The organism is Sphingomonas rhamnosi (assembly GCF_036663615.1).
GTDB lineage: Bacteria > Pseudomonadota > Alphaproteobacteria > Sphingomonadales > Sphingomonadaceae > Sphingomonas.
Map to the genome: position 1 here is coordinate 836098 of NZ_JAXOJJ010000001.1, position 23876 is coordinate 859973.

At 63.9% G+C, this 23876-nt stretch carries 24 protein-coding genes, 1 tRNA gene and 1 pseudogene; 21 read left to right on the forward strand and 5 right to left on the reverse strand.

The annotated features are described in order from the left end of the window. Positions 1–58 precede the first annotated feature (58 nt). The 12 genes and pseudogenes from U1701_RS04170 (at position 59) to U1701_RS04225 (ending at position 11808) form a co-directional block, all read left to right on the forward strand. The gene (locus U1701_RS04170; protein ID WP_332781253.1) at positions 59–1057 is read left to right on the forward strand and encodes a phage major capsid protein; all 999 of its coding nucleotides are present in this window, start codon (positions 59–61) and stop codon (positions 1055–1057) included. A 148-nt stretch (positions 1058–1205) separates the two neighbouring features. Next, complete coding sequence (locus tag U1701_RS04175) at positions 1206–1517, forward strand: head-tail connector protein (RefSeq protein WP_332781254.1); 312 nt, start codon at positions 1206–1208, stop codon at positions 1515–1517. After that, positions 1514–1900 carry a tail completion protein gp17 gene (gp17, locus tag U1701_RS04180; protein ID WP_332781255.1) on the forward strand — a complete coding sequence of 129 codons (387 nt, stop codon included), beginning with the start codon at positions 1514–1516 and terminating at the stop codon, positions 1898–1900. Before U1701_RS04175 ends, gp17 begins: the two co-directional genes overlap by 4 nt. Positions 1901–2067: 167 nt before the next feature. After that, on the forward strand, positions 2068–2475 hold the full coding sequence (locus U1701_RS04185) for a phage major tail protein, TP901-1 family (RefSeq protein ID WP_332781256.1): 408 nt from the start codon (positions 2068–2070) through the stop codon (positions 2473–2475). An 83-nt stretch (positions 2476–2558) separates the two neighbouring features. Then, entirely contained in the window at positions 2559–2873 is a 315-nt protein-coding gene (locus tag U1701_RS04190; RefSeq protein WP_332781257.1) for a gene transfer agent family protein, read from the forward strand. A 3-nt stretch (positions 2874–2876) separates the two neighbouring features. Then, positions 2877–3089 (forward strand): phage tail assembly chaperone, encoded by a 213-nt coding sequence (locus tag U1701_RS04195; protein WP_332781258.1) that lies wholly within the window; start codon positions 2877–2879, stop codon positions 3087–3089. Continuing rightward, entirely contained in the window at positions 3082–3618 is a 537-nt protein-coding gene (locus U1701_RS04200; protein ID WP_332781259.1) for a tail tape measure protein, read from the forward strand. Before U1701_RS04195 ends, U1701_RS04200 begins: the two co-directional genes overlap by 8 nt. Before the next feature lie 309 nt (positions 3619–3927). Then, a pseudogene (locus U1701_RS04205) lies at positions 3928–6194 on the forward strand (DUF2460 domain-containing protein). A 399-nt stretch (positions 6195–6593) separates the two neighbouring features. Further along, on the forward strand, positions 6594–7400 hold the full coding sequence (locus tag U1701_RS04210; protein WP_332781260.1) for a phage/gene transfer agent baseplate hub protein: 807 nt from the start codon (positions 6594–6596) through the stop codon (positions 7398–7400). Between the two features lie 396 nt (positions 7401–7796). Then, a complete protein-coding gene (locus U1701_RS04215; RefSeq protein WP_332781261.1) occupies positions 7797–9926 on the forward strand; it encodes a phage tail protein in 2130 nt (709 codons plus the stop codon). Next, complete coding sequence (locus tag U1701_RS04220; protein WP_332781262.1) at positions 9923–10423, forward strand: DUF2793 domain-containing protein; 501 nt, start codon at positions 9923–9925, stop codon at positions 10421–10423. Before U1701_RS04215 ends, U1701_RS04220 begins: the two co-directional genes overlap by 4 nt. A 266-nt stretch (positions 10424–10689) precedes the next feature. Beyond that, a complete protein-coding gene (locus tag U1701_RS04225) occupies positions 10690–11808 on the forward strand; it encodes an OmpA family protein (protein WP_332781263.1) in 1119 nt (372 codons plus the stop codon). Between the two features lie 247 nt (positions 11809–12055). Here the strand turns inward: U1701_RS04225 and ygfZ are convergent, their stop codons facing one another. Next, positions 12056–12781 (reverse strand): CAF17-like 4Fe-4S cluster assembly/insertion protein YgfZ, encoded by a 726-nt coding sequence (gene ygfZ / locus U1701_RS04230; RefSeq protein WP_332781264.1) that lies wholly within the window; start codon positions 12779–12781, stop codon positions 12056–12058. Positions 12782–12862: 81 nt separating this feature from the next. Between ygfZ and pyrC the strand changes: the two genes are divergently transcribed. Further along, positions 12863–13909: a dihydroorotase gene (gene pyrC / locus U1701_RS04235; protein WP_332781265.1), complete on the forward strand. Its 1047-nt coding sequence runs from the start codon at positions 12863–12865 to the stop codon at positions 13907–13909. Here the strand turns inward: pyrC and U1701_RS04240 are convergent. Beyond that, on the reverse strand, positions 13906–14241 hold the full coding sequence (locus U1701_RS04240; protein WP_332781266.1) for a hypothetical protein: 336 nt from the start codon (positions 14239–14241) through the stop codon (positions 13906–13908). The two genes, pyrC and U1701_RS04240, sit on opposite strands and share 4 nt — an antisense overlap. Positions 14242–14398: 157 nt before the next feature. Beyond that, entirely contained in the window at positions 14399–15142 is a 744-nt protein-coding gene (locus U1701_RS04245; protein ID WP_332781267.1) for a DUF1134 domain-containing protein, read from the reverse strand. Between the two features lie 158 nt (positions 15143–15300). Here U1701_RS04245 and U1701_RS04250 point away from each other — a divergent pair. The 8 genes from U1701_RS04250 (at position 15301) to U1701_RS04280 (ending at position 22634) form a co-directional block, all read left to right on the forward strand. Further along, a tRNA-Ser gene (locus U1701_RS04250) sits at positions 15301–15393 on the forward strand. Positions 15394–15552: 159 nt separating this feature from the next. Continuing rightward, a complete protein-coding gene (locus U1701_RS04255; RefSeq protein WP_332781268.1) occupies positions 15553–16737 on the forward strand; it encodes a DNA cytosine methyltransferase in 1185 nt (394 codons plus the stop codon). 24 nt (positions 16738–16761) lie between these two features. Further along, positions 16762–17796, forward strand: coding sequence for a hypothetical protein (locus tag U1701_RS04260; protein ID WP_332781269.1), 1035 nt, complete (start codon positions 16762–16764; stop codon positions 17794–17796). Between the two features lie 601 nt (positions 17797–18397). Then, the gene (locus U1701_RS04265) at positions 18398–19327 is read left to right on the forward strand and encodes a hypothetical protein (RefSeq protein WP_332781270.1); all 930 of its coding nucleotides are present in this window, start codon (positions 18398–18400) and stop codon (positions 19325–19327) included. A 2-nt stretch (positions 19328–19329) separates the two neighbouring features. Continuing rightward, positions 19330–19974 (forward strand): hypothetical protein, encoded by a 645-nt coding sequence (locus tag U1701_RS04270; protein ID WP_332781271.1) that lies wholly within the window; start codon positions 19330–19332, stop codon positions 19972–19974. 539 nt (positions 19975–20513) lie between these two features. After that, positions 20514–21059: a recombinase family protein gene (locus U1701_RS04275; protein ID WP_332781272.1), complete on the forward strand. Its 546-nt coding sequence runs from the start codon at positions 20514–20516 to the stop codon at positions 21057–21059. Between the two features lie 302 nt (positions 21060–21361). Further along, on the forward strand, positions 21362–21676 hold the full coding sequence (locus U1701_RS18675; protein WP_443025990.1) for a recombinase family protein: 315 nt from the start codon (positions 21362–21364) through the stop codon (positions 21674–21676). Positions 21677–21887: 211 nt separating this feature from the next. Then, positions 21888–22634 (forward strand): hypothetical protein, encoded by a 747-nt coding sequence (locus U1701_RS04280; RefSeq protein WP_332781273.1) that lies wholly within the window; start codon positions 21888–21890, stop codon positions 22632–22634. A 705-nt stretch (positions 22635–23339) separates the two neighbouring features. On the opposite strand, the gene U1701_RS04285 is transcribed toward U1701_RS04280, so the two are convergent. Both U1701_RS04285 and U1701_RS04290 read right to left on the reverse strand, forming a co-directional pair. Next, positions 23340–23597 (reverse strand): hypothetical protein, encoded by a 258-nt coding sequence (locus tag U1701_RS04285; protein WP_332781274.1) that lies wholly within the window; start codon positions 23595–23597, stop codon positions 23340–23342. A 1-nt stretch (position 23598) separates the two neighbouring features. Then, entirely contained in the window at positions 23599–23835 is a 237-nt protein-coding gene (locus tag U1701_RS04290) for a helix-turn-helix transcriptional regulator (protein WP_332781275.1), read from the reverse strand. Between the last annotated feature and the right edge of the window lie 41 nt (positions 23836–23876).

Consider the following 23876-nt stretch of genomic DNA (forward strand, 5'->3'; position numbering starts at 1 on the left):
CTTATTCAACAAGGTTTTTTCGGCGTCCTGCGGGGCGCCTTTTTTGTGGGAGAGCGACATGGACGTGATCGACAGGCCGGTGCTGGAGGGTGCGGCGCCGTTGGGCAATGCGGCGTTCGAGGGGTTCGTGCGGAGCGGCGCGACGATCGAGATGAAGGCGTTCACCGGGGTGACCGGGGATGCCGGCGGTTTTGCCATCCCCAAGGAGATCGATGCCGAGATCGACCGGGTGCTGAAGGGCATCTCGCCGATCCGTTCGATCGCCAATGTGGTGAAGGTGGGCTCGGCGGGGTATCGGAAACTGGTGACGACCGGGGGCACGCCGTCGGGATGGGCGGCGGAAACCGATGCGCGGCCGGGGACGGCGTCGCCCGTGTTCGTCGAGATCGCGCCGCCGATGGGCGAGCTCTATGCCAATCCGTCGGCGAGCCAGGCGATGCTCGACGATGCGGCGTTCGATGTCGAGGCGTGGCTGGCGGGCGAGATCGCGATGGAGTTCGCCAAGGCGGAAGGCGCGGCGTTCGTGGCCGGGTCGGGCGTGTCGCGGCCGAAGGGCTTTCTGACGCAGGCGACCGCGGCGACCGGGGATGCGACGCGGCCGTTCGGGACGCTGCAATATCTGGCGAGCGGGGCAGCGGGGGATTTCGCGGCCAACCCGCAGGAGCGGCTGATCGACCTCGTCCAGTCGCTGCGCGCGCCGTATCGGCAGGGCGCGAGCTTCGTGATGAATGCGAGCACGCTGGCGCGGATCCGCAAGTTCAAGACGTCGGACGGCGCGTTCGTGTGGGCGCCCTCGCTGGCGGCGGGGCAGCCGGCGACACTGCTCGGCTATCCGGTGATCGAGGCAGAGGACATGCCGGATATCGCGGCGAATGCGCTGGGCATCGCGTTCGGCAACTTCAAGGCGGGGTACATCATCGCCGAGCGCACCGAGACGGTGATCCTGCGTGATCCCTATTCGAACAAGCCGTTCGTCAATTTCTACGCGACCAAGCGGGTCGGCGGGTGCGTGACGAATTCGGAGGCGATCAAGCTGATGAAGTTCGCGGTGTCGTAACTGCGATCCTCCCCCGCAAGGGGGAGGTGTCGCCGAAGGTGACGGAGGGGGAGGATACGGAACCGAGGTTGCGTGTCCGCCCCCTCCGTCAGGCTGCGCCTGCCACCTCCCCCTGGCGGGGGAGGATCGAGGTTTTGGGAGACTCCTGATGAGCGGATCGATTCCGCCGGGCGTGATCGCGGATGCGGTGGCGGCGGCGAAGCTTTGGTTGCGGGTGGATAGCGACGAGGGGGTGCTGGCGGGGCTGGCGGAGACTGCGATCCTGACGGCCGAGGCATTTACCGGGACCGTGCTGGTGCCGCGTGACGATCCGACCGCGAGTTGGGCCGCGGTGCCGGCGCCGATCGCGCAAGGGGTGGCAATGCTGGTCGCGTATCTGTTCGAGGCGCGGAGCGACGATGGTGCGCCGCCGGCTGCGGTGGCGGCGCTGTGGCGGCCGTATCGACAGGTGCGGCTGTGAGCGCGCGGACGAGGTTGCAGGCGGCGATCGTGACGCGGCTCGACGCGATCGCCGGGTTGCGGGTGTTCGATGCGCCGCCGGTGCGGGGCGGGCTGCCCTATGCGGTGGTCGAGGAACCGGTGCTGCAACAGGCGGACGCGGCGGGGATCGCGGGGCGGACCGGCGCGGTGACCGTGGTGTCCTATGATTCGGGCGAGCGGCCGGTGCGGTTGCGGGGGCTGGTCGGCGCGATCGAGGACGCGATGGAGGCGTTGTCGGGCGATGTCGGCGAGGGGTGGCGGCTGACGGCCACGCGGCTGGTGCGGAGCCGGCTGGCGCGCACGACCGAGGATCGCTGGCGAGGCGTGAGCGAGTTTGCGGTGCGGCTGTACCGGGAGAGCTGAGCGGGGCGAGGGGGTTCGCTGCGCCACCTCGCCCACTCCGTCATCCCAGCGAAGGCTGGGATCTCGTGAGGCGGCGCGGGGGCTGGAGCCGCAAGAGACCCCAGCCTTCGCTGGGGTGACGGAAAGTCTAGTTCGGATGTGGTTCGGACACCCAAGGGAGAATCGACATGGCGGTGGAGAAGGGAAGTGCGTTCCTGCTGAAGGTCGGGAACGGGGCGGCGCCGGTCGTGTACGCGACGGTGGCGGGGCTGCGAACGACGCAGTTGAGCGTCAACGGCGAAAGCGTCGTCGTGACCACCAAGGATTCGGGCGGGTGGCGGCAATTGCTGTCGGGGGCTGGCGTGCGGTCGGTCAGCGTGTCGGGGGCGGGGGTGTTCACCGGGTCGGCCGCGGAGACGCGGATCCGCGGGAATGCGCTGACCGGCGTGCTCGACGACTATCGGCTGGCGTTCGAGAGCGGCGAGACGATGACGGGCAAGTTCCTGGTGTCGCGGCTCGATTATGCCGGGGATTTCAACGGGGAGCGATCCTACACGCTGAGTCTGGAGAGTTCGGGCGCGGTGGTGGCGGCGTAAGGTGGGCGATGCCGCCGCGGTTTGCTCCCCTCCCTTCCAGGGAGGGGAGAACGGGCGGCGCTGGCGTACAGGAGGAGATCATCATGACGGACATGGCAAACCCCGTGCGCGGGGAAGCGTCGGTGCGGGTGGCGGGCGAGACGCTGGTGCTGCGGCCCAGTTTCGCCGCGCTGGTGGCGGCGGAGGAGGCGTTGGGGTCGCTGTTCGCGCTGGTCGAGCGCGCGGCGGAGGGCAAACTCGGGATCGGCGAGATGGTGACGCTGTTCTGGCATTGCCTGCGCGATCCGCCCGAGGGCGTCACCCGCGAGCAGCTGGGCGAGGCGGTGATCGAGGCGGGGATCGCCGCGGCGACTCCGGTGCTGCGCGTGCTGCTGCGGCAGATCCTGCAGGGGCGTTGACCTGTGGCAGAGATATTCGCCGACAGCGCGTTTTCGGAGAGGGCTGGGCGGCTGGCGGGGTTTGCGGGGGCGGTGCTGGGGTGGAGCCCGGACGCGTTCTGGCGGGCGACGCCGGCCGAGCTGGCGGCGGTGGCGGGGGCGCTGAACGGGGGGCAGGCGCCGCCGCCCGGTGCGGATGTGCTGGCGCGGTTGAGGGAGGCGTTTCCGGATGGATGACCTGATGAACGAGGGGGTGCTGGTCGGCGTGCGCGCCGATACCGCGGGGTTCTCGCGCGATCTCGGGATCATGCGGGGCGAGCTGGAGGGCGTGCTGGGCGCGGGGGCCGAGCGCGCGGCGGCGCGGATCGAGACCGCGCTGCTGCGTGCGGTGCGCAGCGGGAAACTCGGGTTCGAGGAGCTGAAGGCGGTCGCTCTGGCGGCGATGGATGCGATCGCCCGGCGGGCGCTGGAGGCGGGGGTGCAGTCGGTGCTGAGCAGCGTCGCGACGGAACCTGCCGTTACCGGTGGGCAGCCGGGACGGGCGACCGGGGGGCCGGTGTCGCCGGGGCGTGCCTATCTGGTCGGCGAGCGGGGGCCTGAGCTGTTCGTGCCGGTGTCGTCCGGGCGGGTCGAGGCGTCGGGTTCGGGCGTGCGTGAGGTTCGGGTGGCGATCACGGTGAACGCCAGCGGCGATGCGGCGCCGGCAATGCTGGCGCAGTCGAGCCGGCAGGTGGCGCGGGCGGTGAAGGCGGCACTGGCGGAGTAGAACGGTTTTCACGCAAAGGCGCGAAGCCTGCCCTGAGCTTCGCCGAAGGGGCGCGAAGAGAAGGAAGGTTTGTTCGCGCAGAGGCGCGGAGGACGCGGAGATGTATCGTCCGCGGCAGCGAACCGCTTCCCAACGGGGCCGAGAGGGAGGGCCGCTTCGCGGCGCATGCTGTCTCTCTGCGTCCTCTGCGCCTCTGCGCGAACCATTCTTCTTTCGGCAGTGGCGATCGGGCTGCGCGGGCAACGGACGTCGGATTGGCGGCACGGTGGACCCCGGACCAAGTCCGGGGTGACGAAGGGGGGCGGGGCGATGGGGCATTGGTTGTGTTCGCAGCGGACGGTGCAGGTCGAGGGGACGATCTCGCGGTTCGATCCGCGGTTCTGGACGGTGAATTTCCCGCGGCCGATGATGGCGGCCGTGGTGACGACCGGGCCGGATGCGCTGCGGGTGGATGCGGTGTTCTACCGCGCGGACGATCTGGCGGGGTTGATCTGGGAGGCGGAGGACCGCGTCGATCATCCGTTGCTGCGCTACGAGACGGTGCGGGATTTTCGGGATTGCCGGTTGTCGTTCCGGTGGCGGTCGGGTGGCGTGATGGCGCTGGATGCCATCAATGGCCCGACGCTGACGATCGAGGGGCGCGATGCGGCGGGGGTCGCGAAGGCCTGGTATGTGCGGCTGTGGAACTATGCGGTGGGCACGCCCGAGGATGCGCGGGTTTCGATCGATTTCGCCGATCTGGTCGGCGGGTTCGAGTTGCCCGAGGATGCGGATCCGGTGTGGGCGGGGGATATCGACCGGATGTTCGTGTCGCTGGTGCCGCCCGACTATACCGAAACCGACGCGCCGTTGGCGGGGAGCCGCGAGGGGTGGGTCGAGCTGACCGACATCGCGTGCGAGGGGCCGGGGGCGGTGATCGCGATCGGGGATGTGGTGGTGCCCGAGCACGGCATCGGAATCGCGAGCGGGTTCGACGACAGCTACAACCTGACGCCGGCGCGGTTGCTGCGCAATGCGCTGCATCTGGGGTATCGCGGCGACATCACGCATTATGTGGGGATGAGCCATTATTTCCGGCTCGAGGCGCTGGGCGGCGGGTTTTATGTGAGCCTGGCCGGCGGCGTGCTGAACGCGGCGTGTGCGGCGTGGCATCGCGACTTTGCGGTGCGGGCGAGGGCGCTGGGGTTCGGGGTGATCTGGTCGCTGAGCTACGAGCTGTTCGATGCGCATTGCTGGAACGACTGGAAGCAGCGCAGCAGCGATGGCGCGCCGGCGCTGACCGGGTGGGTGCCGCCGTCGACCTTGCTGTCGCCGGCGCATGGTGGCGCGATGGGGTATCTGCAGGCGGTGGCGCGGGCGTTCATGGGGATCGCGGTCGCGGCGGGGCTGGTGCCGAAGTTCCAGGTGGCGAGCCGTGGTGGTGGGTGATGCCGGACGGGCGGCCTTGCCTGTATGATGCGAGCGCGGTGGCGGCGTTCGCGCCGGTTGCCCTGCCGACGATCAAGGGCGCGATGAGCGCTGCGCAGACGGCGACGCTGGATCGGGCGGGGGCGTGCCTGGCGGCGTCTACGGCGGCTCTGGCGGGGGCGGCGAAGAGCGTGGCGCCGGGGTGTGTCACGCATCTGCTGACCTATTTGCCGACGGTGCTGGATGCGGCGGCGCCCGAGGCGAAGCGCGCGAACATGCCGGTCGGGTGGGCGTATCCCGCGTTCGATGTGCTGCAGCTCGAGGATTATGACTGGGTGACCGCGGGGGATGCGGGGTCGACCGCGCGCGGTATCGCGGCGGCGGAGGCGCGGCTGGGCTATCCGGTCGCGCGGCAGCATTATCTGTCGGGGTTCGTGCTGCGGTCGGACCAGGCGGCCGAGTGGCGGTTCATCGAGGCGGCGGCGGAGCGGGCGCGGGCGCGTGGGGTGGCGGCGACGTTCCTCTGGGCGCTGCCGCAGGTGATGCGCGACGGCTTCGTGCATTTCGATACGGAGGATGAGGCGATGGATGCGTTCGACGACGTGCTGTTTCCGCTGGCGCTGGGGCGCGAGGCTGCGGTGACGCCGGGGTTCTCGACGGCGATTTTGACCAGTGCGGGCGGGGTGGAGGCGCGCAGTGCGGCCTGGGCGGAGGCGCGGACGTCGTACGATGTCGGGCCGGGGGTGCGGAGTGCGGAGGATATCGGCGCGCTGCTGGCGTTCTTTCGCGCGCGGATGGGGCCGGCGCGGGCGTTCCGGTTGCGGGATCCGTTCGACAGCGTCGGTGTGGGCGAGCGGGTCGGGGTGGGGGACGGGGTGCTGCGCCGGTTCGCGCTGGTGAAGCATTACGGAGCGGCGGAGCGGCGGATCACGCGGCCGGTGGCGGGGAGTGTTTCTGTCGCGGTCGATGGGGTTTCGGTGGGGTTCTCGGTCGAGAGCGGGGGCTTTGTTGTTTTGGACGCGGCGCCGGTTGTGGGGGCTGTGGTGACGGCGGGGTTCGCGTTCGATGTGCCGGTGCGGTTTGCGGAGGATCGGTTGCGGGTGAATTTGGCGACGTTCCTGGCGGGGGAGGCGGGGTCTGTGCCTTTGGTCGAGGTTCGGGAAGGGTAGGTTGGTTCACGCGGAGGCGCGGAGACGCGGAGGGTTGATGCCGAGAGGCATCCTCTCAATCCGCGTCGTCGCAGTCGGTCGTGATGGAAGGACTGAAGCTGCCGCGGGCGCACTTCCTCCGCGTCTCCGCGCCTCCGCGTGAACCCACTTCTTCTGGGTTTTCAAGAGAAGGGTTTGTTCGCGCAGAGGCGCGGAGGCGCAGAGGGGATTCGTCTGCGGCAGCGTCGTGGACTGTCATCGGCCTGGGGTTGGCAGCCGCTTTGCGGCGGGATGTGTAGCTCTGCGTTCTCTGCGTTCTCTGCGCCTCTGCGCGAACCATTCTTCCGAGGGTGCCTTCCGTCTTCCTTCTCTTCGCGTCTTCGTGGCTTTGCGTGAAAATCCCTTCTTCCGGAGGTTCCTATGACGTGGCTGGCGCAAGAGCTCGCGACGATCGCTTTGTGTTGGCGGATCGAGCGGCGGGATGGGGTCGCGGTGGGGCTTACCGCGCATGACCGGGATCTGGTGGTGGACGGGCTGCTGCACCGGGCGGCGCCGGGGATGACGCCTTCGGCGATCCAGCGGTCGGGGGGACTCGAGGCGGATACGATGGACGTCGCGGGGGCGCTGACGAGCGGCGCGATCGGGGAGGCGGATCTGCTGGCGGGGCGCTGGGACGGGGCGCGGGTGGCGGTGTTCGCGGTGGACTGGACCGATGTCGCGAACCGGGTGGATCTGGGCGAGGGGACGATCGGCGCGGTCGAGCTGACCGCGGACGGATTTACCGCCGAGTTGCGCGGGGCGAGCGCGGCGCTGGACCGGACGGTGGTTGAGGAGACCTCGCCCGAATGTCGCGCGGCGATCGGCGATCGGCGGTGCCGGGTGGCGATGGCGGGGCGGCGGCGGTTCGCGCGGGTGGTGTCGTGCGAGGGGCGGGTGGTGACGGTGGATGCGGTCGAGGCGGTGGCGGATGCCTATGGCGGGGGGCTGCTGCGCTGGTTCGGCGGGGCGAATAGCGGGCTGGAGAGCGCGGTGGCGCGCTCCGACGGCGCGGTGGTGACGTTGCGGACGGTGCCGGGGTTTGCGGTTGTCGCGGGCGTGCTCGTCGAGATCATCGAGGGATGCGACAAGAGTCTCGCGACGTGTGGCACGCGCTTCGGGAATGTTCTGAATTTTCGCGGCGAGCCCTATCTGCCGGGGATCGACCTGCTGACGCGGTATCCGGGGTGAGTGCCGTCGCGAACGCTGCCCTGGCAGCGGTGGGCGCGCGGTTTCGGCTGCATGGGCGCGACGTGGCGCATGGGCTGGACTGCGTGGGCGTGGTGGCGGTGGCGCTGCGGGCTGGCGGATATTCTGGCGATGTGCCGAGTGGCTATGCCTTGCGCGGAGGTGATCCGGCGCGGTTGGCGGCTTTGCTGGATGCGGGGCTGGTGCGGGGTGACGGACGCATGCCGGGCGACGTGCTGCTGATGGCGACGGGGCCGGGGCAGCTGCATCTGGCGGTCCGGACGGCATTTGGGTTCGTGCATGCCGATGCGGGGTTGCGGCGGGTGGTGGAGCGGGCCTCGGCGCGTGGGGGGGCGGACTGGCCGGTGCTGGGCGCGTGGCGGTTACGGGAGGACGGACATGGCGACGTTGGTGCTGACGGTGGTCGGGACGGCGGTGGGGGGACCGGTGGGCGGCGCGATCGGTGCGCTGGTCGGGCAGGCGATCGACCATGCGGTGTTCCGGCCGAAACGGCGCGAGGGGCCCCGGCTGACCGAGCTGGCGGTGCAGACATCGTCCTATGGCAGCCAGATCCCGAAGCTGTTCGGGACGATGCGGGTGGCGGGGACAGTGATCTGGGCGACCGACCTGGTCGAGAGTCGCGGGACCGATCGGGGCGGCAAGGGGCAGCCGAACACGACGACGTACAGCTATTCGGCGTCGTTCGCGGTGCTGCTGTCGGCGCGTGCGATCCTGGGCGTCGGGCGGATCTGGGCGGAGGGGAAGTTGCTGCGGGGGAGCGCGGGGGACTTCAAGACGGCGACGGGGTTCCGGCTGCATCTGGGCGGTGAGGACCAGGCGGCCGACCCGTTGATCGCGTCGGCGGAAGCGGAGGCGCCGGCGCATCGCGGGTGCGCGTACGCGGTGTTCGAAGGGATGCAGCTGGCGGACTATGGCAACCGGATTCCGTCGCTGACGTTCGAGGTGACCGCCGATCCCGGCGCGGTGTCGGTGGGGCGAATCGCGCGGACGCTGGCGACCGAGCTGCGCGGTGACGCGGCGATGACGGTCGGCGGATTTGCCGCGTCGGGCGGCAGCGTGGGTGCGGTGCTGGCGACGTTGGGGCAGGCGAGCGGGGCGTGGTTCACCGCGGACGGCGCCGTGCTGGTGATGCGCGACGGTACGGGTGACGTCGTGACGGTTGCCGACGCGGGCTTTGGCGATCGCGGACGGAGGACTCGCGCGGTGGCGGCGATCGAGAGCGTGCCGCGGACGGTGAGTGTCGGCCATTATGATCCGGCGCGCGACTATCAGGCGGGGCTGCAGCGCGCGACGCGGACCGGCGCGGGCTCACGCGACGAGCGGGTCGAGGTCCCGGCGGTGCTGGACGCGGGGGCTGCCAAGACGGTGGCCGAGGCGATGCTGGCGCGGGCCGAGGCGGGGCGGGTGCGGCGGACGGTGACGTGCGGGTTCGAGGGGCTGGCGATCGCGCCGGGGGCGTGCGTCGCGATCGCGGGCGAGGCGGGCATCTGGCGGGTCGCGGAGGTGATGGTCGAGGGAATGGTGACGCGGCTGGCGCTGGTGCCGATCGAGCTGGCGTCGCTGCCGGCGCGGGCAACGAGCGGGCGGGTGGTCGGGGCTGCGGACGCGGCGATCGGCGCGACGGTTCTTGCGGCCTTCGAGACGCCGGGACTGGACGATGTGCCGCTGTCGGCGCCACGACTGACGATCGCGGCGGCGGGCACGGGGGCGGGGTGGCGGCGCGCGGCGTTGCTCTACAGTCTGGACGACGGCGCGAGCTGGACCGCGGCGGGGACGACCGCGGCGGCGGCGGCGATCGGGGTGGTCGAAGCCGCGGCAGCCCCCGCGCCTTCGACGCTGATCGACCTGCACGGCGCGATCGTCGTGGCGCTGGCGCATGACGCGATGGACCTGGGGGACGCGGATGCGGCGGCGCTCGACCGCGGCGTCAATCTGGCGGTGGTCGGGACCGAGCTGGTGCAGTTTGGATCGGCGGAACCGCTCGGCGGCGGACGCTGGCGACTGACGCGGTTGCTGCGCGGGCGCCGCGGGACCGAGGGCGCGACGCCGGTGGCCGGAGACCGGTTCGTCGTGTTGGAGGCCGCGGCGGCGCGGACGATCGCGCTGCCGGTCTCGGCGTTGGGGCGAACGGTGCGGGTGATGGCGTCCGGGGTCGGCGACGACGCGCCGGTCGAGGCGCGCTGCGTGATCGGCGGCGCTTCGGTGATGCCGCCGGCACCGGTGCATCTGCGCGCCGAGGGCGCCACCGTGCGCTGGGTGCGGCGGAGCCGGGCGGGCTGGGGCTGGATCGACGGAGTCGATGCACCGATCGGCGAGGAAATCGAGGCGTACCGGGTGACGGTGTCGGGCGCGGGCGGCACGCGAATCGTCGCCTGCACGACGCCCGAGATCGCGCTGACCGCGGCGGAACGCGCCGCGGGAGTAACGGTGAGTGTGCGGCAGGCAGGCGTGTTCGGCGAGTCGAACGCGGCGGCTCTGGTGGTTCCGGCAGCGGGAGGGATGGCATGAGCGAAACGAGTGTGCGGCTGGGGTTGCCGCTGATGATGCCGGGGCAGGCGCAGAAGGAATGGACCCATAATGAGGCGCTGACCCTGTTGGACCTGGCGGTGCAGACCAATGTGGTGGCGGTCGGCGTCAACGATCCGCCGGCGGCGCCGGTCATCGGGCAGGCGTGGGTGGTCGGCACCGCGCCCACGGGGGCGTGGGCCGCGTACGCCAACGCGCTTGCCGGCTGGACCACCGGCGGATGGCGGTTCGTCGCCGCGCGCGAGGGCATGGCGGTGTGGAGCATCGCAGCGGCACGTGACGCGCGGTTCACCGCAGGCGTATGGCGAGTCGGAATCGTCGCGGCGAGTCGGCTGGCGATCGACGGGGTGCCGGTCGTCGGGGCGCAGCGGCCCGCCATCGTCGATCCGACGGGCGGTTCGGTGGTCGATCCGGTCGCGCGCGCGTCGATCGTGGCCGTTCTGAACATCTTGCGCGGGCATGGCTTGATCGCGTCCTGAGCGCGGTTCACCGCAATTCGGTGGTTCCCTCACCGCGTCGGCGCGTTAATCCCGTCCTTGTCATCGTGGGCGCCATACCCCTGTCGGCGACGCGGTGAAGCGGTCGGCGCGAAACCCGGCCCCCGTACGACGCGGGTGGAAAAGTGATAGGCTTGCGACTGTGGCGGCAAAGCAACAGTTCTGGCTTTTGTTCGCTTGCGTGGAAACCAACCGCGGGATAGGGAGTTTGCGATGTCCGTGTGACACTCATGATAAGGGGATTTAGTATGCGGAAGCTTGCCGTCGTTCTGGCACTCGCCTCCACCGCACTCGCCACTCCCGCCCTCGCCCGCGACAAGTCGTGGTACGTTGGCGTCGAAGGCGGTGCGATGATCGTTGAAGATATCGATTACGACATCGCTGCACTGAAGAATGCAGCCACCGTCGACCATGACTATGGTTATGACGTCGACGCCGTGATGGGCTATGATTTCGGTGGCTTCCGCCTCGAAACCGAAGTCGGTTACCGCAAGGCAACCGTGGACGGCTATTCGTCGACCACGACCACGCCCGCCTTCACGGGCGCCGGCGTTCGTCGCAACGTAGCGGCCGGCAGCTATGACTATGCTGGTGGTTCGACCTCGGCGCTCAGCTTCATGCTGAACGGCCTGCTCGACTTCGGTCCGGATGATGGCATCCAGGGCTTCGTCGGCGGCGGCGTTGGTGTCGCTCGCGTCAAGGCACAGTACGCCCTGAACAACAACGGCGACCTGCTGAACGATTCGGACACCGTCTTCGCCTATCAGGGCCTCGCCGGTATCCGTGCACCGCTGACCGACCACATCGACGCGACGCTGAAGTATCGTTTCTTCAATGCCGACAACGTCAAGCTGGTCGACGTCTCCAACCGCACGTTCGACGGTCGCTACCGTTCGCACAGCATCCTGGGTGGCGTGACGTACAACTTCGGTACGCCGACCCCGCCGCCGGAGCCCGCTGCTCCTGCGCCGCTGCCGCCTGAGCCCGTCGCTCCCCCGGCACCGGTGGAAGTCGTCTGCTCGCCTGGTCCGTTCATCGTGTTCTTCGAATGGGACAAGTCGGATATCACGCCTGAGGCCGCGTCGATCCTCGACAACGCCGTCACGCAGTACCAGTCGTGCGGCAACGCACAGGTCATGCTGGCCGGTCACGCCGATAAGTCGGGTGGCGCGTCGTACAACGTCGGTCTGTCGCAGCGTCGCGCTGACGGCGTGAAGGCTTACCTGTCGTCGCATGCCATCCCTGACTCGGTCATCTCGACCGAAGCGTTCGGTGAGAGCCGTCCGCGCGTCGACACTGCCGATGGCGTCCGCGAAGTCCAGAACCGTCGCGTGGAAGTCACGTACGGTCCGGGTTCGGGCCAGTAAGCTTTCAAATCCTTCGGGACTTGAGCTGAAAGTTGAAGAGGGGGGTCGGCGCAAGCCGGCCCCCCTTTTTCGTGGTGCGGGGCTTGGCGGGCGTCGGAGAGCCACCTTGCGTTGGATCGGCGATCCGGCGCCGGCCTCGCCAGTCCGGCTTAGCGCGAGTCTCTTGCGGCTGCGTTTCGCGCGTGCGTCTGGAGATCCCAGCCTGCACTGGGATGACGGGTGTTGGGGGGCGGCCTTTAGGGCAGTGCTAATCCCGCAGTGCGGCGGCCAGCCAGTCGGGGATCCGCGCATTGCCGAGCGCATCGATGCGGCGGTGTTCGACCATCAGCCCTAGCTCGGGATAGCGCGACCGGGTGCGGTCGGTGGGGTCGCCGAGCGGCGCGACGACGAGGCGGCGGTTGACCTTCGAACGGTGGTGCATCCGCGCGGTGTTTTCCTGGCCGACATAGCACCCCTTGGTGAAGCTGACGCCGTTCAGCTCGCGCGCGTTGCATTCGAGCCAGAGCGTCTCGCCATTGCCCAACTCGCCGACCCCCTCGGTCACGCCCAGCGACAGGCGGTGCGCGAGCCAGCCGGACACGGGGGCGGTCGCGGGGGCGATCCACCGGGTGCCGAGCGCGGCCAGCCGCGGATCGGGCACGCCGGCCCCGCCGACTCGCGACCAGTGCACCGCCAGATCGGTGACCGCGATCGCGATCGCGCGGCGCAGGCGGTAGAGCGACAGGCGGCGCACCAGTGCGTCGGCCTGCGTCGCCTCGGCATCGATCAGCACGTCTTCGTCGTCCGCCCACAGGATGAAATCGAACAGCGCCTTGCCCTGCGGCGAGAGCAGCGCGCTCCAGGCGGGGGTGGTCGGCGTCAGCGCGGCGGTATCCGCGGTGACGAGGCCTTGCAGGAAGCCGCGGACGTCGGCGCCGGACACGCGGATCACCGCCCGATCGGTGAGGGTGGTTGCGGGCGCGGGCTGGTCCATCCTCCTCACCTAGTGCGCACCGCCCGATTTCCAAGCGTCGCGCGGCTGGCGCAGGGGAGCGCGCGGCGATAACAGGGCGGGATGACCGATAGCCTGACGATCCGCCGCCCCGACGACTGGCATCTCCATCTGCGCGACGGCGCGATGCTGGACGCGGTGGCACCGTACAGCGCGCGGCAGTTCGCGCGCGCGATCATCATGCCCAATCTGACGCCGCCGGTGACCAGCGTCGCGGCGGCCACGGCCTATCGCGCGCGGATCATGGCGGCGGTCGGCGCGGCGGACGGGGGGGCGGACTTCACCCCGCTGATGACCTGTTACCTGACCGACGGGATCGACCCGGCGGAGATCGAACGTGGCTATGCCGAGGGCGTGTTCGCCGCGTGCAAGCTGTACCCTGCGCACGCGACGACCAATTCGGCGCACGGCGTCACCGATATCCGCGCGCTGACGGGCGTGCTCGAGACGCTGCAGCGGATCGGGATGCCGCTGCTGATCCACGGCGAGGTGACCGCGCGCGATATCGACATCTTCGACCGCGAGGCGGTGTTCGTCGAGCGCATTCTGACGCCGCTGACGCGCGACTATCCCGCGCTGAAGATCGTACTCGAACACATCACCACGGCCGAGGCCGCGGCGTTCGTCACCGAGGCGGATCACCCGATCGCCGCGACGATCACGCCGCAGCACCTGATGATCAACCGCAACGCGCTGTTCGACGGGGGCCTGCGGCCGCACGCCTATTGCCTGCCGGTGCTGAAGCGCGAGGCGCATCGGCTGGCGGTGCGCGCCGCGGCGGTATCGGGCAGCCCGCGCTTCTTCCTCGGCACCGACAGCGCGCCGCATGTCGTCGGTGCGAAGGAATCGGGCTGCGGCTGCGCCGGGATCTTCAACGCGCCGTTCGCGCTCGAGGCGTATCTGAGCGTGTTCGACGAAGAGGGGGCGCTCGCGCATTTCGAAGGGTTCGCGTCCGAACATGGCGCGCGCTTCTATGGGCTGCCGCTCAACGAAGGCACCGTGACTCTGGTGCGCGAGGACGTCGTGGTGCCGGATCGGATCGGCGAGGGCGATTCGTCCGTGGTGCCGTTCCTGGCGGGAACGACGCTGGGGTGGCGGTTCACGGGCTAGTCCGTCAGGCGTTCGAGCCAGGCCTTCGCCTGTTTGGCTTCGCCGACTGCGCTGGCGGTGACGGGGCCGCGCGCCGCGAAGAACGCGCGGTGAAGCGCGAACGGCTCCATCAGCAGGCGTTCGCGCATCGAGTCGATCGTGTCGCCGAGCTCGGTGAGTGTGTCGATGGTGGGTGCGATGGCGGCGCGGACGCGGCGGTCGGTGCCGTGGCCGAACAGCCCGAGCGATCCGCGCGCGGTCTTCTCCAGCGCAGCGATCAACGTGTCGCGGTACTCGGATTCGAGATCCTCGCGCTGGGCGTCGAGGCGGGCGAGGCGGTCGGGTTTGGCCATGGGATGAGCCTAGGGGAGAAGTCGGAGGCCCGCCACGGGCAAAGCCCCCTTCGACTGCCTGCAAGGCAGGCGCTCAGGACAGGCGCGTCGTCGGACGGCTTTCAGCCGCCGGCCGGGCTTGCGCGAGTCAGCGGCGTAGCCGCTGCCGCGCTTCGCCTTAAAACGGCAACCAGCGGCTTTTATGCGTGATGTTCATATACCCCACATTGACGCCGGCCCGCCAACCCACACCAAGCCGGATCGGGATCAGTACGACGTTGCCGCGGCGCAGATAGGTCGCGGCGAATCCGCCGACCAGGTAGAGCCGCCCTTCGACCGCGGGGAAGCGCTTGTAGAGCTCTTCGGTGTCGTACAGGTTGTAGACGAGCACGAAGACCTTGTTGGCGTCGCCGCCGACGTCGAAGCCGACCGACGGCCCGGTCCAATAGACCGGCTGCTGCCCCTCGACCTTGTGGCTCATGATGCCCGAGCCGTAGCGGACGCCGAGGATGAACGCGCCCGACGCCTCGCGCCCGGCGATATAGGCGTTGGGCTGGCCTTGGTCCTTGAGGATGTTTTCGAGGATGCCGCCGAGTCCCGCCGCGCCCTGGCCGAACACGCCTTCGCCCGCCGCGAGCAGGTCGTCGCGCTGATAGGTATCGGCGGCCTGCGTCGTCGCCTCCGCGCGGGCCTCCTGCGATGCGCGGTCGGCCGGCACGGGAGTGGGCGCGGGCTGGACCGGCGTCTGTTCGGTCGGGTAACTCGGCGCCGGTTCGCGCTGTGGCACGCTAGCGCGTGGGCGCGGCGCGGGCGAGAGATCGGCGTCGATCGCCTGGTTGGGATCGATCGTGCGGACCTGCGCCGACGCGCTGCCGCTGCCCAAGGTCGCAAGGGCGGCGAGGCCCAGCCAGAAATGACGCATGTAACCTGTTCCCCAAACCGAATGCGCACTAAACCAAGCCGCGGGTTACGGCGCAATGAACGACTGAGGGGCGGCCGTCGAATTCGTGCCGAACCGTGTCCGCAAGGCGTTGATCGCACGCCCGACCCCGGCTATAGCCCGCGCTTGCCGCCGGGTCCGGAGACGTGGGTGAGTGGCTGAAACCAGCGGTTTGCTAAACCGCCGTACCGGGTTTACTGGTACCGAGGGTTCGAATCCCTCCGTCTCCGCCAACCGCCTGGCTAAGGGCTTGAAAAAACTCGGAATTATCTTGATCTTTGATCGGCAGCCCACAAGCTGCCCAACATACGATCTTGGTTCGATTTTTCCGCTTATCAAACGAATCGCTTGTGGTTTACGACGGGCTTTGAATTTGAAGACGGGAATTTGAGTTGGCAACGCGGCTGAGCGATAAGCCCTACGCATCGAGCGGAACCGAGGCGCCGTGGTACAAGGGGCGAGATATTGACGATCGAGAGCGCGCGCGTTTTCGGGATATCAGCCTTGCTTCGAAAGAGGCCAAAAAGCGCGCGGTTAGCGGTGAATGCCTCCAGCCGAAATATGAGATACCTACTCCGAATCTCAGTCCTTCGAGCTTGATGCCGCAGTTGCCGGAAAACAAGATACGCGCGCTAAGTCTGTTCAGCGGCGGCGGCGGTTTAGATATTGGTTTCGAGAGGGCAGGTTACCGGCACGTAGCGTCATATGAATTGCTATCGTTTGCCGGCGATCTCTTGAAGGCTGCGCGGCCGGACTGGAATATCTTCTCAGGTGACGATGGTGATGTTACTAAGGTTGACTGGAGCAAATATAAGGGTCGTGTAGACGTACTACATGGCGGACCGCCCTGCCAGCCATTTAGCCACGCAGGAAATCGTCAAGGTGCGGCGGACGCGCGTGATATGATCCCAGAATTCGTTCGGGCAGTTCTTGACGTAGAGCCCAAGGCATTTCTCTGTGAAAACGTTTCTGGGCTCGCAACGAAAAAGTTCGAACCGTACTTGAAGGAATATTTCTTCGACCCACTATCTCCCAAATATTCAATATTTATGTTTAAGCTAGAGGCTTCCGACTTCGGCGTTCCACAACGCCGCCGTCGGGTGTTTATGGTCGGATTTAAGACTAAGGCTGCGGCAAGGAGATTTGAACCGCCCCGTCCCACTCATCAATGGGAACTGGATACGGGCGTGCTGTCGAACCTTCCATTTACCATGGGTGCACGGTCCGCATTAGGTCTAGGCGATATTGGCGTAGACGCGCTCGCACCAACGTTGCGTAGTGGCCTAACTGGCCCCCGCCATACGACCAGTGTAGTCAATAGCGCTACCGCGGCAAAGCAATGGGCTCAATTAGCTATTTGGCCTAACGGCGTTGCGCCGACTCGGGAGGCAGCATCGGCATTTATTGCAAAAGACAATCATTTTAGGTTGTCAATCCTGGACTGTATGGTCTTGCAGGGTTTTCCGGCCGATTGGCCTATTGAACCACCGGTTTATAAGGCCTTGGGGCTTATCGGAAACTCCGTAGCGCCGCCCATGGGGTATGCAGTAGCAGCCGCCATCGCCGCCGCTCTCTAACAGCGATTGAAAGGAATTCCGGCTATGGCGGTTCAGGATGATTCGCGTGAAAACGTAATGGTCGCGATGTTCAATCTAAAGCAGGCCCCCGACCGCGCCCGTCACGATCCCGACGCCTTCCTCGATCATCAGGGCCATCGCTTCTTATTTGAACTTAAATCCACGACGAATAACAGCATATCGACTGTGCGTGACTTCGGTCCAGACCATATAAAAAAATGGTTAGAGATGCATTGGATCGTCGGCTTTTTTAAGTCAGGCGTTCAAGTTCCAACATATTGCTATTATTTAACCCCACTCGATATGAAGAAGTGGACTGACGAAATATGGGAATACGTTAAGGTAGATTTCGCCTTCGCTGACATAGCGGCAAAGCGTATAACCATAGACGATTTGTATGATTTGTTTGGGCAGAAGAACAGCTATTCAGTAAACGAAGCTAAATCGATTAATAAGAAGCAATACACGGCGTCTGAATATATCGAGAAATGCGATTTGTCGGGCGGGATATCCCCATCTGCGTTCAATCGTACGAGATGCCCGTTTGTTTCCGACGACTGGTTTGCCGAGAATATTGGATTCAAAGACGTTTATGCCGTCGAGGATATCCTCAAACTAGTAAATTATCAAAGTAATCTGGAGATTATCGCTGAACAGGTCTCCGGCCGGCATGTAGATGGCGATCAGATCGCGAACATACTTCCGCCTTCGATTATTGATCGAGAAGGCGTGAATATCACAGAAGGGATTAGCGCCAAGAAGGCGTCATCACTCATTAAAAGCATCGCGACAAAGAAGGGCTTACAGACTTTAGTCGATATCAGGGCGTCATATTCTCCGTCGGCGATGCTGGAGATTATCAGAGACCGTTGCAGATACCTGATTAACAGAGGGTCGACGCTAAACAATCCGCATATCAACGAGGAGTTCTTTGCGCGCTTCGACCAGATCGACGACGAGCACGCACAGCGGTTGCGGGAGAAGCTTTCGGCGTACCTTTTGGCCAATCCACCCAAGGAACTGCTCGGCGATGGTAACACAGACTCCGTCCCATCGTGAATCATGCTTGCGGCGGTTCTTATGGTCACCATACGAAGCGGTGCTTTGGCGGTGTGACAGGTTAGGTCGTTCCAGCGGTTGGCGGAGAAGCCCGCTAAAACGGTCGTGAAGATTTGCCGTGTGCATCGAAAACGGTCGATTCCGTGCCGTTCGGGTAGCCGTATCGAAATCTAGGGTACCGCACCGGACGCGCCCTGTTCATTGGGAGCGCCGATTGCGTACAGGTGGGCTGCGTCGTTGCCTCGCTGCGTTGCACTCGAGCGGGGGTAGCTTGAAGTTGGCGTGCAGAGCGGCACGTAGGGTGCCAGTGAGCACCGGCTCCCTCATTCCTATGGTCTCGGCTATCGTGATCAATTCCAGCACGTCCAGGCGGCGTTCAACCTGCTCAGCTTTGCAGACGGACGACGGTGGCTTGGGCAAACGTCGGGCAAGCTCGCGCTGCGATACCCCTAGGTCTTGCGATCGGCAGGGATAGCGGGGATTACAGCCCGATGATCGGGGGATACCACCCGTCCCCGCCTCATCGAACATTATTGTTAGACCGGTCTGGCTTGGCAACCCCCGGTGGAACCGCCATGTTGAGGTATTAGGGGGGCTTCGAATGCTGGTAGACAAGCGGCAAAGATATTTTAGACGTTACAATGTGCGTTGGAAGGGGAGGGAGTCGGGGTCGCCGGCACTTCCTTTGGTCACTCCGACGGGCCCTTACAGTATCGTAGCTGCGTTACGGCGAGCTATCGTCCTTGGTAAGGCAACGGCGTCCGAGGGCAAAGACACGATTGATTTGATCAAGGCAGATCACCTTGAAGCTAAGGGGGTCGTAGTTCTTCTATTCCACCGTACTAGTCCGAACGCCGCGGATCCAGCTTATCGACGCAAGATTAAAAACGAAGTTGTGCTCCGTCAGACCGCTAAGCAACTTGATGAGGATCAGGTGGTCTCGAGTCATTTTGTTATTAGTACGAGTCCCGGCGATGATGGCGGCTATCCCGCAGTATTAGAAGAAATACCGGGGCTAAGCGCAACGACCGTATTAGGGATTGTTCGTCGCGTGCTCCACGACTTCAAGTATCCATACACTCTTAAGAAGAAAAGCCTAGATACCAATACAACCTTTAAGGCGGAAGGTGTAAAGTCTGAGAATCTGGATGCCGCACTAAAAAACAAATCAGCGCTTCGATATCTTACGCTGACTCGTACGGCTGCCGTAGACGTGCCAGACGGCGCAGGTATTGTAGAGCCTAAATCAGAGCGGGCCCGATATAAGGTAGTAGGTGACCCGACGAGCGCGAGATGGAAAGCGAAGTTTAAAGATTTCGTGGAGGGGACGAAGGGCTCTTGGGATCAGGTTACCGTCGAAGTTCAGCTCGATGATGATAGACAGAGAACGGTAGTAATAGACCGCGATAACGCAGCGGCAGAAATTTTGTTCGTGAGATCGGAGTTGTTGACTTTCAAAGATGATTTGCCTTCCTGCTCTACTAGCGTGGTAACTAGAATTGTTAACGCCGCAATCAAGCTGATGCCGTAGAAATGAAGCTGCTATTTCCCCTTGATTATCTTGGCCTGCGTAGCTCGTCAGGTGCGAGGGTTATAAGGCGTGATATATGGGGATGGTTGCTGTTCTCATCGGCGCTTTCAGTTCCTTTCATTGTGTTCGATAAAGCCAATTACTTTCATAAAGACGGCCTCCTTGACAAAGTTGGTAGCTTTTCGTCCGTCCTGCTAGGATTCTACGTGGCTGCGCTTATCGCGGTAGCAACACTTAGTTCATCATTTGCGGACTTGGATAAAACAATACAGGTTGGAATTATTAGAAAGCCGCCGAAAGGCGCTGTCTTAGGCGAGAAGTTGAGCCGTCGAGAGTATATTTGCTATATGTTTGGCTATATGGCCCTGGTATCGCTAATGTTAGCGCTGGGATCAATGCTAATAACTGCTCTTGCACCCTTGCTTACGCCTTTTTCCGTTACCTTTAAAGCGTTTGATCATTACTCGACCTGGAGTCACAGATGGCTACGCGGTGCTGCTATCGTCGCAATCTCAATTCCGCTCGGTAGCTTAGCGGTAACTACACTGCGCGGGCTGTATTATCTTGTGGAGAGGCTCTACGAACAGGAGCCAGAGGTCGACCAAGCGCGTACAGTCAACTCGCCCGAGGAAAATTTGGGAGCCTAGGTTATGGTAGCTTGCGCAATCGACAAGGCTAAAGACCTCAATACCCTCCTAATGGGGTCATCCAGATCGAAGCGCTTCTGACGCTGCTTAAGCACTGAGGCATTCGGAGGGCGGATGATCATAATCCCCCTAGGGCGAACTCGTCACACAGGATGGCGACGGCGGCGGGGTCAAACACGGTGCTACCCAACGCGCCGCTTCCTGGACGGACAAAGCCAACTAACCCGGCGTTAGGTGCGTCGCCTGTGCGAGCCTCCCGAAGAGAGGCCTTCAAGTCAGTGCCATAATCAAAGCGATCCTGCTTCGAAGAGGCTGTTGGCGGATTTGTCGGTTCGGACCACAGGACAGCAACCTCTCGCGTCATCGATATCTCCTTTCGGCGATCGTAGACGTCCAAGCCAGAACTACAAAGCCGTCTGAATAGGGTAAACCTCTAGGGGACAAACGTGCGGTACAAGGGACTCGTACCGATAGGGTTGACTCCTGATCTTTGAGACACGTAAGAACGAATCTCTAAGAAGCTATTGGGACACTTCGCTGTGACAACGATCATTGGTTACGCGCGGGTTAGCAGCAACGATCAAAATTGCTCGGTGCAAGAGGATGCCCTTCGCGCTGCCGGCTGCACGCTCATTCGGTCCGAGAAGAAGAGCGGCACGACGACCGAAGGGCGGCACGAACTAGACACCCTGCTTTCCTTCATTCGTAACGGCGATACGCTCATGGTCACCCGGATAGATCGGCTTGCGAGGTCGGTAGCGGACTTGGAGAAGATCGTGGCGGCGTTGAGGGCGAAGGGTGCTTTTCTACGGGCGACCGAACAGTCCATCGACACCTCCACCCCCGCCGGCCTTGCCTTCCTTCAAATGCTCGGTGTGTTTGCGCAGTTCGAGACGGCGATCCGCAAAGAGCGCCAGCTAGAGGGCATCGCGAAGGCTAAGGCGAACGGGGCCTATAAGGGCCGAAAGCCTTCTGTAGACGTATCTGCGGTGCGTTCGCTGCGTAATGAGGGCGTAGGCCCTAGCGACATCGCTAAGCGCCTGGGGATCGGTAGAGCGAGTGTTTACCGGGCTTTGGAGGCGTAATATCGTTTAGCGTCCGTTGGAAACTGTGCATTTTAATGTTGGGAGTCGTTACAGCGCGAAGGCGTACGATGCCTTTATCCTCGTTGCGGTCCGATCAAGCGCGTAGCTGCGATCGAGTGCTCGGGTCCCGCTGAGCTGGTAGATCATCTTAAAGCTGGCGACGTTATGATTTGTAGCCGAGTGGGAGCAGCTTGGCCGTAACGCCTTTGATGTAGAACGACGGTTGTCCGCCCGGCCAGTGATGGCGTTCGCGTCCACTGCCTTGCGCTTGGCGGAGTCGATTTAACCAGCCTCTAGGAAAGATGACGACGGGCGTCATAGGCGCGGTTGCAGAGTTTGAGCGAGATTTGTTAGTCGAACGGACTAAAGCGGGCCTTGCCCGTGCAAAATCGGCAAACGCTGTAGCCTGCTTTTTCGGGCGCGCAACGGACACAAGTTTCAATCGATCGTGCGGTCGCGTCTCGCTGGGCCTACTAGCAAAGCGGTATGGCGTGAGCCGGGCCGCGATCAGGCGCGCGGAGAAGCACGTAAAATACACCCGCGGGGGGACCCAAGGGGGTATACCGCACAGCGCATACAATAGCGCTTTGAGCTCCCGCCCAAGTCAATACAAGTAGGCGCACCACGGTATTACGCCCACCCCCCGACCGGGCATCATGTGTGCGTACTATTGCCGCGGCGACGAAGCGGCGGCTCTCTGACCGATGTGTGTGTGGGGGGGGGGGGGGGCATCCCGTAGAGGCCTGGGATCGGTCCGCGGCTATCAAGCTGGGCAGATCAGTGGAATAGCCTTAGGCCAAAGGGGCACGAACAAGGGGATAGGGAAAAATGAAGTCGTTACGTTGGCTCTGGATCGCGGCAGTGCTGATATTGGGGATGCTTATCAGCACGTCGGTCGGCTGGGTAATGACCCTGATTGTGGTGCTTTGTCTGTATGAACCGCTGTGGGATCGCGTCGCAGGGAGTGGACGACCGTCGCTTAACCACCAGCGGAAGATCACCGCGATTGTCCTAAGCGTCTTAATGGTCTTCGGTAGCTGGAGTATGGCCAGTCATCGGGAGATGATGGAGGATACGAACAAGACCCTCGCCGAGAGCGAAGAGCTGCTTAAAAGTATCGATGCGCAGTATCCACGGGACAACGTGAACCAGAAGTGGGAATATGCTTCAACGGTTGATCCGCTGACAGATAAGAGGATCGAAACGGCATGTATCGCTTCGCGTGACACGGCACGCCTTAACTCACCTTATGAGGCTACTCGTGCCCGCCTGTGTCTGAGAAACAGCCCTCAACATGGGAGAGACGTTTTCGTAGCGCTGGAAAAAGACGGTCAGATCCTTTGTGAATACTCCGGTTGCCAAGTGCGGGTACGCTTTGACAAAAACAACGTAAGATCTATGGCGGCAGGTGGAGCCGACGACAACGCGAGCAACATCATATTTATCGCCGACCGCAAATCTATCGAACGCGGAATAAAAGGGGCGCAGCAGATGATTGTCCAGCTCCAGTTCTATCAAGCCGGAAACCAGCCTCTTACCTTTGACGTCAAGGGGCTCGCTTGGCCGAAGAGTTAAGCCAATTCGGCGAAGACACACACAAATTCAGTATTATTTGGTGAAGATAATAGCGACATTTGACTAGCGCAACGGACGAACGCCGCTAGGCAAGATTATCGTCGCGGATCACTGGAGTTTTTTCTCGCTGGCAGTTTGGCGTGGCTTACGCCGTCATAAACATGCCACCACGAACTGGGGGGAGCGTAAGTTATTAGTTGGCGGTAGAGCCGGTCATGAGGCAGCGCCGGACGCGGCGACTGCCTCAAACCTTATATGACTTCGCCGAACTACTCACTTGGAGAGCGTCCAACCCGCTGTGGTGATGCATCACGCCCAATGCGGCTAACGCTCAGTACTCTTGTTTTCGTAGTGCCGGGTTAACGACCGCGATCTAACCACGAGGAAGAACTCGTAAGGCAAACATCATGTGATAATTGCCCAGTAACCCGAATTATGACCTGACCAATACACGACGTGGGGGCTGCGTAGTGTTGTATCCCCCAAGCCGTGATGGAATGTGATGCGTGGTGAGTGATGATAAATCTTCGCTTACAAGATCAAAGTATTGTAGAACTTCGCTGTTGTCAAATGCATTACGGGGCAACCCGTAGCGCGTTGTCGGGGGGATATCCGATTGCGCACTCCGTAATACTTCGATACCGAAGCTCCGGCGGGCAACTCTATATCTCGCGGCGCCGTATAGAAGCGGCGAGACTGGTATTATTAGTTTAGTTTGCAGTTCAGGTCGTTGAGGGTGGAGGACAGTTGATCTAGACTCTTCTCGACAAGGTCGGTATGACGACGCATGGTACTGGAGTGAAAGTCGAAGGCCATGGTCAAAGATCCAAGACCGGCGGCAACAAGGTTCTGCTCCGCCACCCTTTTGCCAAAGCGGGAGACGATAAAATCAACGCTAGCATTGAAATAGTCTTCGCCGGTATTCAGAGCTTCAGCAAATAGGTCCTGCTTTGAGCTAGCCATCTCAGTGTACCTTCGTTGAAGTAAAGCTGGCGAGCCAATCCAGGACATCGTTTTGGCTCCAACGTGAAGCCGAGCCACCCGGCTTCAAAGGAGCGGGGAAGGTGCCGGATGCAACCATCGCGTAGATGTGGCTCTTTTTGAAGGCTACCAGTTCCATAACCTGGGACAGGCGAAGAAAGCGGTCAGGTGAAACGGGGAGCGCAGACGCAGCGGCTCCTCCGATAAAATCGGGGGTCATGAGTTCAGTCCTTTTTTGATGGATGCCCCGTATACACAATG